Here is a 15,417-nt window from a genome sequence, read left to right as displayed (position 1 = left end):
CCGATCTGATCCCGTCAGATCGACGCTTTGATATTATGACGGAAATTGCGCACGATAGCGGCGCGGCAATATTGCCAGAAGCGTGAAGCCCCGGATCGACAGAAACAGGTTGAGCGCCAGCCAAAGCCCGTGATTGCCCATTGCGGGCTTCAACGCATAAAGCACGGCCAGAAAGAAGGCGAGCGACAGGAACATCATGTTGCGCATGTCGCGCGACCAGGTGGCCCCGATATAGACCCCATCCATATGGAAGGCCAGCAAGCCGGTTATCCCCGTAAGCGCTGCCCATGGCAGATATTTGACGGCCTCGATGCGCACATCCTGCGCCTTGGAAAGCAGGCCGATGATCGCATCGCCGAATACCAGCAAAAGCAGGGCAACGATGCCGGCCATCCCCAACCCCCAGACGAAGGTAAGTTTGGCCCCGCGCACGAAGGCGGGGCTGTAGCGCGCACCGATGGAACGGCCCACAATCTGTTCGACTGCTGCTGCCATGCCATCGAGGAAAAAGCCGCAGACGAGGAAGAAGTTCAACAAAACCGCATTTGCCGCCAGCGCCACCGGGCCCAGATCAGACCCGGCACGGGTGAAGAAGGCGAAGGCCGTCAGAAGCAGGATCGAGCGGATCATGATGTCGCGATTGATTGCGATCATGCGCAGGATGCCCGCTTTGTGGAAAATGCGCCTGCGGTCGGGGTGGCCTGCGACCTTGTAAAAATGCCTGACGACAAGCGAAAGCCCCACGATGGCCGCGACCGTCTCGCCCGTGACCGTGGCCCATGCCACGCCTGCCACGCCCCAGCCAAGCTCAAGCCCCAGCAAGATGCACAGCACGATATTGATGCCGTTGAGAAGCACCTGAAGGCTCAGTCCGAGAACGCCCTGCCCTCGCCCGAGCAACAGACCAAGAACCGAATAATTGATGAGCGCCACCGGTGCCGACAGCATACGGATGGAAACATAAGTCACCATTGCATCCTGCGTTGCGGGCGTGGGGTGGATGAAATCCGAGGCGATGGCCAGAATGAGCGGCAGGCACAAGATCATCGTGCAGCCAGCCAGAACCGCAATGATGATGGCGCGCCAGAATATCGCCTGTTCTTCGGCGGCATCCTCTGCGCCCACAGCCTGCGCCACAAGGCCGGTCGTGCCGGAACGCAGGAAGCTGAACATGGTGAGCAGGAAATCGAATACCAGCGCGCCAATCGCAAGGCCGCCGATCAGTTCGGCCTGCCCCATCTGGCCGACCACGCCCATATCGACAAGGCCGAGCAGCGGCGTGGTGACGGCGGCAAGCGTCATCGGCACGGCGATCATCATCACCATGCGATGGGTCACTTCAAACGGTCTCGAAACCGCTCCAGTGCCGTAAAGCGCCTGATCCATTCTGCCGCCTCATTGTTCAAAGATTGCCTGCGCGAAGCTTCTACTCTGGAACCAGTCAAAACAACAGAAAATTCGACCGCGTTATTACCGCAGCTCCTGACATCATTCTGTCAGCAGGCTCTACACACCCGGTTACGGGTCCAGTTACAGGCCCAGCATCATGGCCCAATAAATATAGCGCGGATTGCTTTCCGGCGTGGCCCAGGCGAGGCCGTAATGGGCGAAGATCGGGTCAAGCATATTCTTGCGATGGCCGGGAGAGTTCATCCACGCATCGAAAACCGCTCTGGTATCGGTCTGGCCGGACGCGACATTTTCCGCAGCCGGACCGCGAATGCCCGCCTTCTTGAGACGCGCCACAAAACCATTGCCCCAGCCCACAGAATGGCTGACCTTGCCATGCCCCGCCATGCGCCGGGCCTGATAAAGTGCTGCCTGCTCAAGTCTGCTGTTGGTCGCCATCAAAGGCAGACCATGGGCCTTGCGGATCTGGTTGAACAGTTCGGTGGGATCGACCTCGACCGCGGCCTGCGCAAATGCTGGCGGCAAAGCCGAAATTGCGAGCGCGGCCCCGGCGAAGGTCAGAAAGCTGCGCCGGGAAGGAATGAATTTGTCGTCTTGCTGCATTGCCTGAATATATCTTCGAGATTACGGAAAGGGTTATTTCCGGTAACTGAGGATACGGAGCAAAATAAAGGCAGGAATGACGACCGCCGCACCGAGAATGAGATAATCGGCAAAGCGGGCGATGGCCGAAAAGCCCATATTCCACAGGCGCAGGAAGAAATCGCGGATAGCCCACAAAATATCGTAGGGCGTCCAGTGGAAAGCGCTCATCATCACGCCCACGACGAGCGAGATCAGCACCAGTTTGAGTATAACGCGCCCCGGCGTATCGCCCAGAAAACGGTTCACACCATCAGCCATGCAAATCTCCTGCTTCTCCTGCCTGCCGGACCGGCAGAACCATGGTGCAGAAATAAGGCGTCATCGCAGGCTTCGCAACACGCTTTATTCAAAATCAGCCATGCCTGCGATATTCGCGCGGCGCTTTCTGTCTCTGGCGCACAAAGGAACGGTTCATGCTGCGCGTATCAGTAAAGCCGCTCGCAACTGCGACTTCCAGCAGGGAAAGGGCGGTTTCCGACAACAGTTCGCGCGCCTTTTTCACCCGCAATTCCTCGCGCACCTCGAAAGCGGTGCGTCCGAGCGTCATCCTGAAGCCGCGTTCCATCTGCCGCACGGAAATGCCCAGCCTGCGGGCCACATCGATCATCGGCACCGGATCTTCCAGCGTTTCCTCAAAAATGCGGATCGCCTTGCGGATCATGGGCGAGCGGATGCCGTTGAAGCTTAGAGCCGGCTGTTCCGAGCGCACCAGCTCATAGGGAAACATCAGGATCGAAGCGCTCTTGCGCGCCAGTTCCTCGGAAATTTCATTCTGGATGATCGAAAGAGCAAGCGAGGCCGCGCCCAAGCCGCCCGCGCAAGTATAATGCCGCCCGCTGCGGTGAAAAAGACTGGTCGTATCAGCGGTATATCCGTCAAACATTTCGACAAAATCGTCGCGATGAAACCAGCTTACGCAACAGTTGCGGTCATCCAGCAAGCCGCCTTCCGCCAGAAGAAAAGCCGCAGTGCAAAGGCCGACTACCGACTGGTCGCGCCGGTCGGCACGCCTGATGAGATCAATCAGCGTTTGCTGACGCGGACGGTACTGGCCAAGTATGCCGCCAACAATGGCCACATAGTCGCATTCATCAAGCTCGCCAATAGGTGCGGTCGGTTCGATCACCATGCCGGAACTCGACGTGACCGGATCGCCCGAAAGGGTGCAGATTTTCCAGCCGCAGCGTATCTGCCGGCTCTTGTCGCGATCGTCCGCCGCCAGACGGAAAGGATCGAGAAACAGGCTGAGCGCCGTCAGCGTGAAACCCGGAAGCGCCACAATACCGACCGACAGGCGGTGCGGCGCATCGCTGGCGCCTTCCGCTCTTGTTCCTGATCGTAGCTGGATTGCATTCGTCACTCTAGCGGCCTCCTCCACCATCCCTTTATAGGGTCGAGGGCGGGAGGAACGCAATCACCTGAAATGCTTGGAGAGCTTCAATCGCTGCGCCTGATAGTTGGAACCTAAATCAATGCCGTAAAGCGCTTTCGGTCGATTAAGCATATGCTCATAGACAAGGCGGCCAACGATCTGGCCATGTTCGAGAATGAAAGGGACTTCATGGCTGCGTACTTCCAGCACCGCACGGCTTCCCGTGCCGCCTGCCGCACTGTGGCCGAAGCCCGGGTCGAAAAAGCCCGCATAATGCACACGGAACTCGCCCACCAGCGGGTCGAAAGGCGTCATTTCAGCCGCATAAAGCGGGGGAACATGCACCGCTTCGCGCGAGACGAGAATATAGAATTCATCCGGGTCGAGCACGAGTTCGCGCGCCCCGCGATCATAGATCGGCTCCCAGAAATCGAGCACATCATGGGCGGCGCGCTTATCGACATCGATGACGCTTGTATGGTGCTTACCGCGATAGCCGACCAGCCTGTCTTCGCCGCCGGAAAGAGCGCCCGAAAGATCAACTGAAAGCGCGATGCCGCCGCCGGAAATATTCGGCTGCTCCGAGGCGACCAGCGTTTCGGCCTGATGAAGGTCTGCAAGCTGAGCCTCGTCAAGCTGCGCGCGGCCCTTGCGGAAACGTATTTGCGACAAGCGCGAGCCGGTGCGCGCGACGATGGGGAAAGTGCGCGGGCTCACTTCGAGATAGAGCGGACCTCGATAGCCGGCCGGAACCTTGTCGAATTCCTGCGCGCCATCGACGATCACGCGGGTGAAAATATCAAGACGCCCCGTCGAGCTTTTCGGATTGGCGGCGGCGGAAAGCTCCGGCGCAAGTGCGAGGCTTTCAAGCAGCGGCACAATATAGACGCAGCCGGTTTCGAGAACCGCGCCCGCAGCCAGGTCAATTTCGTGCAGTTTGAGGCGCTCGAGCTTATCGATGACCGGCGTTCCGGGGCCAGGCATGAAGGAAGCGCGGACGCGATAGGCCTTCGCGCCGAGGCGCAGATCGAGGCTGGCGGGCTGTATCTGGTCAGCATCGAGCGGGCGCGCCGACGCCAGTAAACCGCCTTCAAACAGTGCGGCAATATCCGCGTCCGCCAGAATTCCCGCTTCATTTTGCGCCATCAAGCCTGCACCCCGTCATCTGCCGTATCACGGTCTTTTCAACAACTGACTGCTCTTAGCACCAATCGCGCCGCTTGCGCGCCTCTTTGTTAGGTTTTCCGCAAGAAAGCGGACTCTCCTTTCAAGTTTGTCGCAGTTTCAAACATTGACGCCTCGACGCAAGAAGCATAAAGAAAAGAAATTCCGTGGTGATTTGGCCGGCCGGCTTGCAGCCACGTTAAAGAATTCGCTAAAAAGGGCCGCGGTTTGTGACCGGCCTTTTGCGTTTTCGCAAGGCCGGTTTTTTATTGGCCGCCGAGGCTTGGCTTCCAGCCCCGGCCGACCAGCTTTTCGACAGGTTGGAAAAATGACGAACAAGACTACCCGCAAATTCCGCCCCGCAACCGAACTCGTCCATGCCGGATCGCTGCGCTCGGGTTTCGCCGAAATGTCCGAAGCCCTGTTTCTGACACAGGGCTTTCTTTATCCATCAGCAGAAGCCGCCGAAGCGCGCTTTAATGGCGAAGATCCGGGGTTCATCTATTCGCGCTATGCCAATCCGACCACCGACATGTTCGAAAAGCGCATGTGCGTGCTTGAAGGAGCGGAAGAAGCCCGTGCCACGGCGTCGGGCATGGCTGCGGTCGCCGCCGCCATATTGTGCCAGGTGCAGGCGGGCGATCATGTGATTTCCGCGCGCGCCGTCTTCGGCTCCTGCCGCTATATCGTCGAGACTATCCTGCCTAAATATGGTGTTGAAATCTCGATCATCGACGGTTCCAACACCGAGAACTGGAAAGCCGCCGTCCGTCCAAACACCAAGGTCATGTTCCTTGAAAGCCCGTCGAACCCGACGCTGGAAATCATCGACATCGCCGCTGTTGCGCAGATCGCAAATGAAGCAGGAGCGAAGCTGATCGTCGACAATGTGTTCGCGACGCCGCTGTTCCAGAAACCGCTGGAGCTTGGCGCGCATATCGTCGTCTATTCGGCAACCAAGCATATTGACGGACAGGGCCGCTGTCTTGGCGGCGTGGTGCTTTCTGACCGCGAATGGATCGAAGGCACCTTGCAGGAATATTTCCGCCATACCGGGCCGGGACTGAGCCCTTTCAATGCGTGGATCATGCTCAAGGGTCTGGAGACGCTTTCGGTGCGCGTGCGCCAGCAGACGCAATCGGCGGCAGCACTGGCCGATTTCCTCGCAGGCAAGCCGGGCGTGAAGCGCGTGATCTTTCCCGGACGCGCCGACCATCCGCAGGCAGACATCATTGCAAAGCAGATGAGCGGCGGATCGACCCTGATCGCGTTGGAACTGGAAGGCGGCAAGGAAGCGGCGTTCAAGTTCCAGAACGGACTTGAAGTCTTCAGCATCACCAATAATCTGGGCGACACCAAGAGCCTGATTACCCATCCGGCCACGACGACGCATAAGAGCCTCACCGATGAAGCACGCGCCGAACTGGGCATTTCCGATGGGCTGCTGCGCATCTCGGTCGGTCTGGAAGATACGGATGACCTGGTTGAGGATTTTGAGGAAGCACTGAAGGCTACACGCTGATAAAACCTCGCGATTGCCGGGGCGCTCCGGCAACCGCCCCTTTTCGGGGGTACTGTAAGATCGCAGATATCTGACAGATTGACCCCGACACCAAGTTTGGCGATAGGTGGATTGTCATAAAACGCGATTTAAAGGCGGGTGCATATGTATAGAGCGGTAACGCGGGGGATCGAGGTAACGGCTGAACCTTTCTATCTGGAAGACCAGTCCGAGCCGGAAGAGAATCGCTATGTCTGGGGCTATCGTATTACCATCGCCAATAATTCCGCCGAAACCGTGCAATTGCGTTCCCGCTATTGGCAGATTACCGACGCCAACGGGCATGTCGAGGAAGTCGAAGGGCCGGGCGTCGTCGGCGAACAGCCGACGCTCGATCCCGGCGATTCATTTCAATATTCATCCGGCTGCCCACTGACCACAACGTCTGGCGTCATGGTCGGGCGCTATCAGATGCAAGGTGCCAGCGGCGGTGCTTTCGAGATCGACATTCCAGCTTTTTCGCTGGATATTCCAGAAACACGGCGGACGCTGAATTAATCGTCCGATTAGTCCCTGGCAAATTGTGCCGGGTCAAACTCGTAATGTTTCGAGCAGAATTCGCAGGTGACGGCAATCTTGCCATCCTCAATGCTGTCCCGGATTTCCTCAGCGCTAAAGCCCGAGAGCACGCTCTTGATTTTGTCGCGCGAGCAGGAACATTCCGCCAGAATCGGCACCGATTCATAAACACGCACACCGCGCTCATGAAAAAGGCGATAGAGCAGGCGTTCCGCCCCGACCTGCGGGTCGGTCAGTTCTGAGCTTTCGATCGTACCCACCAGCGAACGCGCCTCATCCCAGCCATCGTCATCCGGGTCGAGCACCGGTTCGTTTTCGTCGCCGTCGCCGCCCGGAAGATCGGGCAGGCGCGAGCGCATTTCGGATTCGGGCAGGAACTGGATGATCAGGCCACCAGCGCGCCATTGCTCAATCGGCTTGCCATCCGCGCCGCGCTCTACAAGCTTGGCAACGCTCAATTTCAGATCCGTCGGGATTTGCTCCGACTGGCGGAAATAAGTGCGTGCGATCTCCTCCAGCGTGGATCCGTCAAGCGCGACGATGCCCTGATAACGCTGCATATAGGCGCCCTGATCGACGGTAAAGGCGAGCGTGCCGCGACCAAGCAGTTCTTCAGGCCGCGTCCGCCCGGCATTGACTGCTTCTGCCACGCGTTCCGCGTCAAAGCGCGCATAAGCGCGCACGGAACGCGGCGTGCGGAAATCCACGACCAGCATATCCACCGGCCCATCAGACTTGGTCTGAAAGATGAACTTGCCTTCAAATTTCAGCGACGTGCCAAGCAGAACCGTCAGCACGGTCGCTTCCGCCAGAAGACGGGCGACCGCTTCCGGGTAGTCATGACGTTGAAGAATGGCATCGATGCTCGCGCCCAACTGGACCGCGCGACCGCGTACATCGAGCCCTTCCACCTGAAAGGGTACGACGGCATCGTCGCCGGCAAAGTTGAAATCGCTCAGGCCGATCTGAACGTCTGCTTCAACTTCATGGCGTTCATTGCTGGTCTTATCGGACAATTCATGCTCCTTGCAGGCACCATGCCAGAATGGCTTTCTGGGCGTGGAGCCTGTTTTCGGCTTCATCAAAAACAACGGATTGCGGTCCGTCGATCACTTCATCGGTCACTTCCTCGCCGCGGTGGGCAGGCAGGCAATGCATGAACAATGCTTGCCGGTCGGCTTTGGCCATCAATTGCGCATTGACCTGATAGGGCATGAACACATTATGGCCACGAGCTCGATCTTCCTGCCCCATCGACACCCATGTATCGGTAACAATACAATCGGCCCCGCTTGCAGCCTCCTGCGGATCGACCGTCGACAGGATGCGCGCGCCATTGGCTTTGGCCCAGTCGATATAATCCTGTCTCGGTTCGCTGCCTTCGGGCGTTGCGATATTGACGTTGAAGCCAAATCGCGCCGAAGCCTCAAGAAGTGAGTGCAGCACATTGTTTCCATCCCCCATCCAGGCGAAGGTTTTGCCTTTGACGGGGCCGCGATGTTCCTCATATGTAAGAACGTCAGCCATGATCTGACAAGGGTGCGTATCATCAGTCAGTGCATTGATGATCGGAACGGTGGCATATTGCGCCAGTTCCAGCATACGCTCATGCGAGGTGGTGCGGATCATGATTGCATCGACATAGCGCGAGAGAACCTTGGCCGTATCGGCAATGGTTTCGCTGCGTCCAAGCTGCATTTCCGAGCCGGTGAGCATGATCGTCTCGCCGCCGAGCTGGCGCATGCCGACATCGAACGAGACGCGCGTGCGGGTGGACGGCTTTTCGAAAATCATCGCCAGCACCTTGCCGGCGAAAGGCTTTTCGATCTCGCCCGCCTTCAGGCGCGCTTTGCGCGCCTTGGCGTCTTCGAGAATGTCACGCAGTTGCGCAGCCGGAACTGCGGCAAGATCGATAAAATGCTTGATGCCGTTATCAGTAGCCATGATATCACGCCGTCTTGCTGGTCGGGTTTGCAACGGAAAGCCGCTCTACAGCCATTTCAATGCGCTTCAATGCTTCGCGCGCCTCTTCGGACGTCGTGATCAGCGGCGGCAGAAGACGTACGACATTGTCGCCAGCGCCCACGCTCAATACATGCTCGTCGCGCAGCGCCTGAATGAGATTGCCATTGGGAACCACGCATTTGATACCCAACAACAAGCCGCGACCGCGGATTTCCGAAACGATATCCGGGTAACGGTCGATGATGGAGGCAAGGCCCTGCTTCATCACAAGCGCCGTCGCCTGCACATTTTCCAGAAAGTCACCTGCGAGCACGATATCAAGCACGCCATTGCCAACCGCCATGGCCAGCGGATTGCCGCCATAGGTGGTGCCATGGGTGCCAGCGGTCATGCCCTTGGCAGCCTCTGCCGTGGCCAGGCAGGCGCCCATCGGGAACCCGCCGCCAATGCCCTTGGCGACAGCCATGATGTCGGGCGCAATACCGGACCATTCATGGGCAAACAGCCTGCCGGTGCGGCCAACGCCCGACTGCACCTCATCAAGCATCAGCAGCAGGCCCTTTTCATCGCATATTGTGCGCAAAAGCCGCATGAACTCGTCGGGAACAACGCGCAGACCGCCCTCGCCCTGCACCGGCTCAAGCAGGATTGCCGCCGTTTCCGGCGTGATGGCCGCGCGAAGGGCTGCCTCATCGCCAAACGGCACCTGATCGAAGCCTTCGACCTTGGGACCGAAGCCTTCGAGATACTTGGCCTGGCCGCCAGCGGCGATGGTTGCGAGCGTACGTCCGTGGAACGCGCCTTCAAAGGTGATGATGCGGAAGCGCTCGGGATTGCCATTGACATAATGATAGCGCCGCGCGGTCTTGATCGCGCATTCAAGCGCCTCGGCACCGGAATTGGTGAAAAAGACCTTATCGGCAAAAGTGCTTTCCACCAGACGGCGGCCAAGCTTCTCCTGACCGGGAACCGTGTAGAGATTGGACAGGTGCCAGAGCTTTTCGGCCTGATCCTTGAGCGTCTGCACCAGATGCGGATGGGAATGGCCCAGCGAATTGACAGCAATGCCAGCGGCGAAATCGAGATAACGTTCGCCGTCCTCGGTAATCAACCAGATGCCCTCACCTCGCTCGAAGCGCAGAGCTGCACGATTGTAGGTGTCGTAGAGCGGTTGCGCAGTCGTAACGTCGGTCATTGCAGTCAGGCCTCCATAAGCCTTTTAAATGCAGTGCCTCCGGCTCAGCCGGTGAGGCAGCGTTCCCATTGTCCTGATATTCCGGTCCCGATTTCGACAAATCACGGAACGGATCGGGCATTCCCATGCGCGATGCATGATCCTCCCGGATGAAATAAAAAGCCGCCCTCCGGGCGGCATGCGTATATTGGCGCTTGCTGGAAAAATGTCAATCAAAGCGCGCAGGGATAATCATCTGTCTTCGCATGAGTTCATGCGGAAAGCAGCTTTTGGAGTTAGCAGCGCATAAGGCTGGCAATTTCGTGAACGGGCGGATATATAGACGCCAGACGTTTTCCCGGCCAGGTGTTTCTTGCAAAGTGGCTTTCAAAACAGCAAAATCGACTCAGAAAAACCGTCTTTGGCACCCAAGTTGGGGAAAACCACAAAAATGGAATCCGCCTGGCAGGGCTATCCCTTGTCATGGAGTCGTTCGGTAATGTAGTTTCTTTATTAAAGTTAAAGACTACATTTCGTGCGACAGACCTAGTCACCCGGATAGATATAGTATTGTGCCTGGAGCGATCCGGGAACACTGACGGATTCCGGATAACGAAAATTGATTGGAGCCCAGGGCGATGAACTGGACAGATGAGCGCGTCGAACTGCTAAAGAAATTATGGAACGAAGGCTTGAGCGCAAGCCAGATCGCTGCCCAGCTCGGCGGCGTCAGCCGTAATGCGGTGATCGGCAAGGTGCACCGTCTCAAGCTTTCGGGACGTGGAAAAACCACGACCGCAGCCCCGCGCAGCAAGAAAGTCAATACGGCTGCTGCTGCGGCAACGCCGCGTTCCGTCACCAGCCAGAACAACAACAGGCCGCAGGCGACGACCACCACCATGCGCACCGCCACCGTCACCAAGAGCGTCGGCGCCACCGCATTGCAGATGGAATATGTTGCTGATGCCGTTTCCGAGACCGTAATGCGTCCGCAGTCCGATGTCGTCGTACCGATCTCGCGCCGCCTGTCGCTGCTGCAACTGAGCGAGCGCACCTGCAAATGGCCCATCGGTGATCCGCTCAATGACGACTTCCATTTCTGCGGAAGCGAATCCGGCGAATCCAGCCCCTATTGCAGCTATCATTCGCGCCTCGCCTTCCAGCCGACATCGGAGCGCCGCCGCGCGCGCTGAGCGGCCAATAACATTCCTCCCTGCCCCGGAGCGGAAATGCTTCCGGGGCTTTCTTTTGAAGAATTTTCATTGAAACAGCCTGAGCAGACCCATTTTTAAAGGCGATTATTTCCTCTTGGGCAGGCGCACCATAAAGGTCGAGCCTTCGCCAAGCTGCGAGCGCACCACCAGCCGCCCGCGATGGCGGGCCAGAACGTGCTTGACAATGGCAAGTCCAAGCCCGGTGCCCTTGCGCGCCCTGCTCGTTTCCACATCGATGCGATAGAAGCGTTCCGTCAGGCGCGGAAGGTGTTCGGCGGCGATGCCATGGCCGAAATCCTGTACCGACACCACCGCGTCCGATGCGGTTTCACTCTCTTCTTCCTCCAGCTTCAAAATGATGCGCTTGCCGTCCTGCCCATATTTGCAGGCATTCTCGACAAGATTCTGGAAGACCTGTATCAGTTCATCGCGCGTGCCAGTGACATGAACCGGATGGTCCGGCAGGTGGCGTTCTATAGTGACGCCCAGTCCATCGGCGAGCGGGGTGAGCGTATCGGCCACATGGTTGAGCACCGCCGTCATGTCCACGCATTCATTGACCGCCAGATGGGCGCGCATTTCCAGCCGTGACAAGGACAGAAGATCATCGATCAGCCGTGACATGCGTTCGGCCTGTTTCTGCATGATTTCCAGAAACTGGCCGCGAGCAGCGGCATCGTCGCGGGCTGGCCCCTGCAAGGTCTCGATAAAGCCGAGCAGCGAGGCAAGGGGCGTACGCAATTCATGGCTCGCATTGGCGATGAAGTCGGAACGCATGCGGTCAATGCGGCGCGTCTCGCTCTGATCGCGAAACAAAAGCACGAAAAGCTCCGGCTTTCCTTCCGCATTGCGCAGCGCCTTGACCATAGCCTTGTACCAGCGGTCGATTGGCACGCGTTCAAAAAAGTCTATGCTGCGCGGCGCGCCATCGGCAATCACACCCTGAATGAGCGCATGCATTTCCGGAGCACGGAAACGCAGATAGAGACCGGTTCCCTTTTCCAGCGGCTGAAACGCATCCAGCGCCGATGTATTGGCAAAAAGGACAGTTCCCCGATGGTCGAAAACGATCATCGGATCCGACAGCATATCGGCCAAGCGTTCTCCGGACACGCCCGCCATTTCATTGTCTACTTCCGCCTTTTCCGGCTTGCCGGTGACTTCCTCGTCATGAGTGGTAGCGGCCACCCAGACCGCACCCACAATGATGACGATCATAAGCGCCACACGAAACAAGAAGGGTAATTCCAGCAGCATGATGCACAAAGACAGCACAATACTGACAATCAGCACGCCTCTGACCCGACGAAGGGGGACAAAGAGGCCATCCGGGGCTACCGGCTCCGGGCCGGACTCGTCGGTATTTTCATTCATTCTGCATTCTCTCTGTCGTTGCAGCATCACGCAAGCTCAAACCCTGCTCAAACCGGGCCAATACTGAGCAAGCCCACCTTTACGAACCTGCCTGTCAGCCCATATCATGCTTTGATATAAACGAAAGGAGCTCGCCGTGGGTGACAGTTCAAAGACAGCTAACAAAAAGGGCGACAAGGAGCCTTCAAATGGCGAAAAGCTGTCGGTCAAGCCGATCAAGCTCAAGATCGCAGGCGAAACTCGCGAATTCGACATAGACAAGCCAAAACTTCCCCAATGGATCGACGATTATGCGCTGGAGTCGGGCGGCTATCCCTATTCCTCCAGGATGAAAAAAGGTGAATACGAGGAAACGCTGGAGCGCCTCCAGATCGAGCTGGTCAAGCTGCAGCACTGGCTGCAAGATACTGGCGGGCGCATCATCAGCGTCTTTGAAGGCCGGGACGCGGCTGGCAAGGGCGGAACAATCTTCACTATCCGGCAATTCATGAATCCGCGCACCGCGCGCAACGTGGCCCTGCCCGCCCCGACCGAAACCGAGCGCGGGCAATGGTATTTCCAGCGCTATGCGCAGCATTTTCCCACATCCGGCGAATTTGTCACCTTCGACCGCTCCTGGTACAATCGCGCCGGAGTCGAGCGGGTCATGGAGTTCTGCACCCAGCAGCAGGTAGAGATATTTCTCACCGAGACACCCGATTTCGAGCGGATGATTATCACCGAAGGCATTCATCTTTTCAAATTCTGGCTCGACATAGGGCAGGAAATGCAGCTCAAGCGCTTCCATGAGCGCCGCCACAGCCCGCTCAAGAGCTGGAAGTTCTCCCCCATGGACGTTGCAGGCATTTCACGATGGGACGATTATTCCGCTGCCCTGCATGCGATGCTGGAGCGCACGGACATGCCCTATGCGTCCTGGACGATCGTCCGCTCCAATGACAAAAGACGCGCCAGACTCGCCGCAATCCGGCACATCTTGTTGTCATTGCCCTATAGTGGGCGCGATCTTGAAGCGATCGGCCCGGAAGATGAGTCCATTATCGGGCGCGGGGCCGCATTCCTTGCCTCCAATATGGACAAATCCTCCGCGTCCGGCACATAAAACAGGCTCGGCTGGTGCGGGGTCTTTTCCCACAGATGCGGCTTGCGCACCAACTGCCACAAAGCCCGCCACGCCGATAGCGAGATCAGCACCCAATAGACGGGTATAGCGAAGATATAGGCGTAGCCTCCCAATTCTGTCGGCTCCATCGTTCGCGTCCCGAGAAGATGGAAACTCATATAGGCCATCAGTATATTGAGCAGATCGATGCGCAGAAGCCACAAGCTCCCCGGCGACAGCGGACCGAAAAAGCTCAAGATGAACAGCACCAGCAGCGTCATGAGCATGAACGGGTGGAGCAGTGCCGAGCCGATAATGCCCACCGTATAAACCTGGCTGACGAAAAAGCGCCACCCGCCAAGCTCGCGCCAGGCCGTATGAGGCCTTCGCCCATGAACGAGCCAGGTCTGCATCCAGCCCTTGATCCAGCGGGTGCGCTGTTTATGCCAGACCGCATAATCCTCTGGTGCATCTTCGACCGTGCCGCGCGAGATGACACCGATTTTATATCCGAAACGGGCAAGACGTATGCCCAGATCGGCATCCTCGGTGACATTATAGGCATCCCATCCGCCAACCTGCTCAAGACAGGAACGGCGGAAATGATTGGATGTACCACCCAGCGGAATGACCAGCCCCTGCGAGGCCAGCCATGGTAACAGTCCCCGGAACAATGTCGCATATTCGAATGCGAACATGCGGGTCAGCAGGTTTTGCCGGAAATTGCCGATAATGAGCGGTGCCTGTACGCAGGCAAGCTTTCCGCCGCCGTGCTGAAAAGCCTGCCATGCCTCCAGCAACTGATCGGGATGTGGGCGATCCTCGGCGTCGAAAACCGCGACCACTTCGCCGCGCGCGAATTGCAAGGCGTAATTGAGCGCCTTGGGCTTGGTGCGCGGCCCACCCGGCGGCACCAGAACCAGTTCGAAATTCGGCGGCAGTTTCCGGCTCCTAATCGCCGCCAATGTATCAAAATCATCCTTTTCGCATATGAGCTTGCTGGCTGGCCAGTTCAGCCTCTGCAAGGCCGCGACCAACTGGCCGATCACGGCCTGCTCGCGATAGAGCGGCACCAGAACGGAATAGGTCGGCAGATCGCGCTGCCTGAACGGCATGATCTGCGGAAACTGCAAGCGGCGGCTGGATAAAGCGGCGAACAGGCGTATAAGGACGCAGCCAAAGAAGAACAATGTCATGCTGACGTGCAGCGTCAATGTCGTCTGCGCAGGCCAGTTTACGATACTGGCGACAAAAGCATAGAGCGCCATAGCGATGAAGAAAGCTTGCGGCGTCTCAAGCACACGCGACGCGGAAAAGAGTTGCGGCGTCATCGCATGCGCCCTGGAAGCCAGCTCTTTCTGATGGCGTTTTCTTATGATCTGTCTGAGTAGCGATGGCGCACAGATCCTGATCCGCTCACGCAGATCAGGAGAACCACGCAAGTGGTCGCGCAATCTGGCAATGTGCTTTTCCGTCGGAGCGATATAGAGAAATGTTGAGCCGCCCGGCTCTACCACCCGGAATTGTCCGGCCTCAATGAAGATAGAGGGTGCCTCCTCACCGGAGACAAAAATACGTGACGGCGATATTTCATCCGTAAAAGGCAACCCCAGATAATCCGCCACCACTTCATAAAATAGCGTCTCGGTCACATCCGGCTGATGCGTAATCTCCTCGCAAAAGCTTGTTCCATTTATAATTGCAGCTTCATAAGCCCGCGTAATGTTTTCACGCGCCACGCCCCGTCGTTCCAATCTGGCGGATAGCGCGCTGCATATCCCCTGATCGAACCTGATCGTTCTGATCTTCATAGTACCCCCCGCACTACAACTAAAGGACTATTGAACCTATTATTATTTCTCTATACATTAACACTCCCCATTATTATTATATTAAAGAATCCTTTTATAAGAATCT

The 15,417-nt window shown here is 57.5% G+C and carries 14 protein-coding genes and 1 riboswitch; of the genes, 4 read left to right on the top strand and 10 right to left on the bottom strand.

Features of this window, described 5'->3' with window-relative positions; all coding sequences use genetic code 11:
* Positions 1-33 precede the first annotated feature (33 nt).
* The 5 genes from KUG47_RS02860 to KUG47_RS02840 all read right to left on the bottom strand — a co-directional run bounded on the left by KUG47_RS02860 (position 34) and on the right by KUG47_RS02840 (position 4,573).
* Positions 34-1,386, bottom strand: coding sequence for an MATE family efflux transporter (locus tag KUG47_RS02860; protein ID WP_217676429.1), 1,353 nt, complete (start codon positions 1,384-1,386; stop codon positions 34-36).
* Positions 1,387-1,530: 144 nt separating this feature from the next.
* Entirely contained in the window at positions 1,531-2,013 is a 483-nt protein-coding gene (locus KUG47_RS02855) for a CAP domain-containing protein (protein ID WP_217676428.1), read from the bottom strand.
* Between the two features lie 33 nt (positions 2,014-2,046).
* Complete coding sequence (locus KUG47_RS02850) at positions 2,047-2,313, bottom strand: DUF6460 domain-containing protein (RefSeq protein ID WP_217676427.1); 267 nt, start codon at positions 2,311-2,313, stop codon at positions 2,047-2,049.
* Positions 2,314-2,407: 94 nt separating this feature from the next.
* On the bottom strand, positions 2,408-3,415 hold the full coding sequence (locus KUG47_RS02845) for a GlxA family transcriptional regulator (protein ID WP_422718046.1): 1,008 nt from the start codon (positions 3,413-3,415) through the stop codon (positions 2,408-2,410).
* A gap of 54 nt (positions 3,416-3,469) precedes the next feature.
* Positions 3,470-4,573: a 2'-deoxycytidine 5'-triphosphate deaminase gene (locus KUG47_RS02840; RefSeq protein WP_217676426.1), complete on the bottom strand. Its 1,104-nt coding sequence runs from the start codon at positions 4,571-4,573 to the stop codon at positions 3,470-3,472.
* Positions 4,574-4,748: 175 nt separating this feature from the next.
* Positions 4,749-4,828: riboswitch (SAM riboswitch) on the top strand.
* Between the two features lie 91 nt (positions 4,829-4,919).
* On the opposite strand from KUG47_RS02840, the gene KUG47_RS02835 reads away from it, so the two are divergent.
* Positions 4,920-6,113: an O-succinylhomoserine sulfhydrylase gene (locus KUG47_RS02835; RefSeq protein WP_217676425.1), complete on the top strand. Its 1,194-nt coding sequence runs from the start codon at positions 4,920-4,922 to the stop codon at positions 6,111-6,113.
* 144 nt (positions 6,114-6,257) lie between these two features.
* The gene (gene apaG / locus KUG47_RS02830) at positions 6,258-6,650 is read left to right on the top strand and encodes a Co2+/Mg2+ efflux protein ApaG (protein ID WP_217676424.1); all 393 of its coding nucleotides are present in this window, start codon (positions 6,258-6,260) and stop codon (positions 6,648-6,650) included.
* Between the two features lie 8 nt (positions 6,651-6,658).
* Here the strand turns inward: apaG and KUG47_RS02825 are convergent, their stop codons facing one another.
* From KUG47_RS02825 to KUG47_RS02815, 3 genes are read right to left on the bottom strand one after another with little or no spacing between them, the layout of a single operon-like run.
* The gene (locus KUG47_RS02825; protein ID WP_217676423.1) at positions 6,659-7,687 is read right to left on the bottom strand and encodes an Hsp33 family molecular chaperone; all 1,029 of its coding nucleotides are present in this window, start codon (positions 7,685-7,687) and stop codon (positions 6,659-6,661) included.
* Position 7,688: 1 nt separating this feature from the next.
* Positions 7,689-8,615: an ornithine carbamoyltransferase gene (argF, locus tag KUG47_RS02820; RefSeq protein WP_217676422.1), complete on the bottom strand. Its 927-nt coding sequence runs from the start codon at positions 8,613-8,615 to the stop codon at positions 7,689-7,691.
* A gap of 4 nt (positions 8,616-8,619) precedes the next feature.
* The gene (locus KUG47_RS02815; protein ID WP_217676421.1) at positions 8,620-9,831 is read right to left on the bottom strand and encodes an aspartate aminotransferase family protein; all 1,212 of its coding nucleotides are present in this window, start codon (positions 9,829-9,831) and stop codon (positions 8,620-8,622) included.
* A gap of 617 nt (positions 9,832-10,448) precedes the next feature.
* Here KUG47_RS02815 and KUG47_RS02810 point away from each other — a divergent pair.
* Positions 10,449-11,003 carry a GcrA family cell cycle regulator gene (locus KUG47_RS02810; RefSeq protein ID WP_217676420.1) on the top strand — a complete coding sequence of 185 codons (555 nt, stop codon included), beginning with the start codon at positions 10,449-10,451 and terminating at the stop codon, positions 11,001-11,003.
* A gap of 105 nt (positions 11,004-11,108) precedes the next feature.
* On the opposite strand, the gene KUG47_RS02805 is transcribed toward KUG47_RS02810, so the two are convergent.
* Entirely contained in the window at positions 11,109-12,398 is a 1,290-nt protein-coding gene (locus tag KUG47_RS02805; RefSeq protein ID WP_217676419.1) for an ATP-binding protein, read from the bottom strand.
* A 136-nt stretch (positions 12,399-12,534) separates the two neighbouring features.
* Between KUG47_RS02805 and ppk2 the strand changes: the two genes are divergently transcribed.
* Entirely contained in the window at positions 12,535-13,500 is a 966-nt protein-coding gene (gene ppk2 / locus KUG47_RS02800) for a polyphosphate kinase 2 (protein ID WP_217676418.1), read from the top strand.
* Here ppk2 and KUG47_RS02795 read toward each other — a convergent pair.
* A complete protein-coding gene (locus KUG47_RS02795; RefSeq protein WP_217676417.1) occupies positions 13,389-15,311 on the bottom strand; it encodes a glycosyltransferase in 1,923 nt (640 codons plus the stop codon). The two genes, ppk2 and KUG47_RS02795, sit on opposite strands and share 112 nt — an antisense overlap.
* Positions 15,312-15,417 lie beyond the last annotated feature (106 nt).

This window comes from Falsochrobactrum tianjinense, assembly GCF_019100495.1.
GTDB classification, from domain to species: Bacteria; Pseudomonadota; Alphaproteobacteria; order Rhizobiales; family Rhizobiaceae; genus Brucella; species Brucella tianjinense.
Note: the sequence above shows the minus strand (reverse complement) of the source record. Positions and strands in the feature narration are given on the sequence as shown.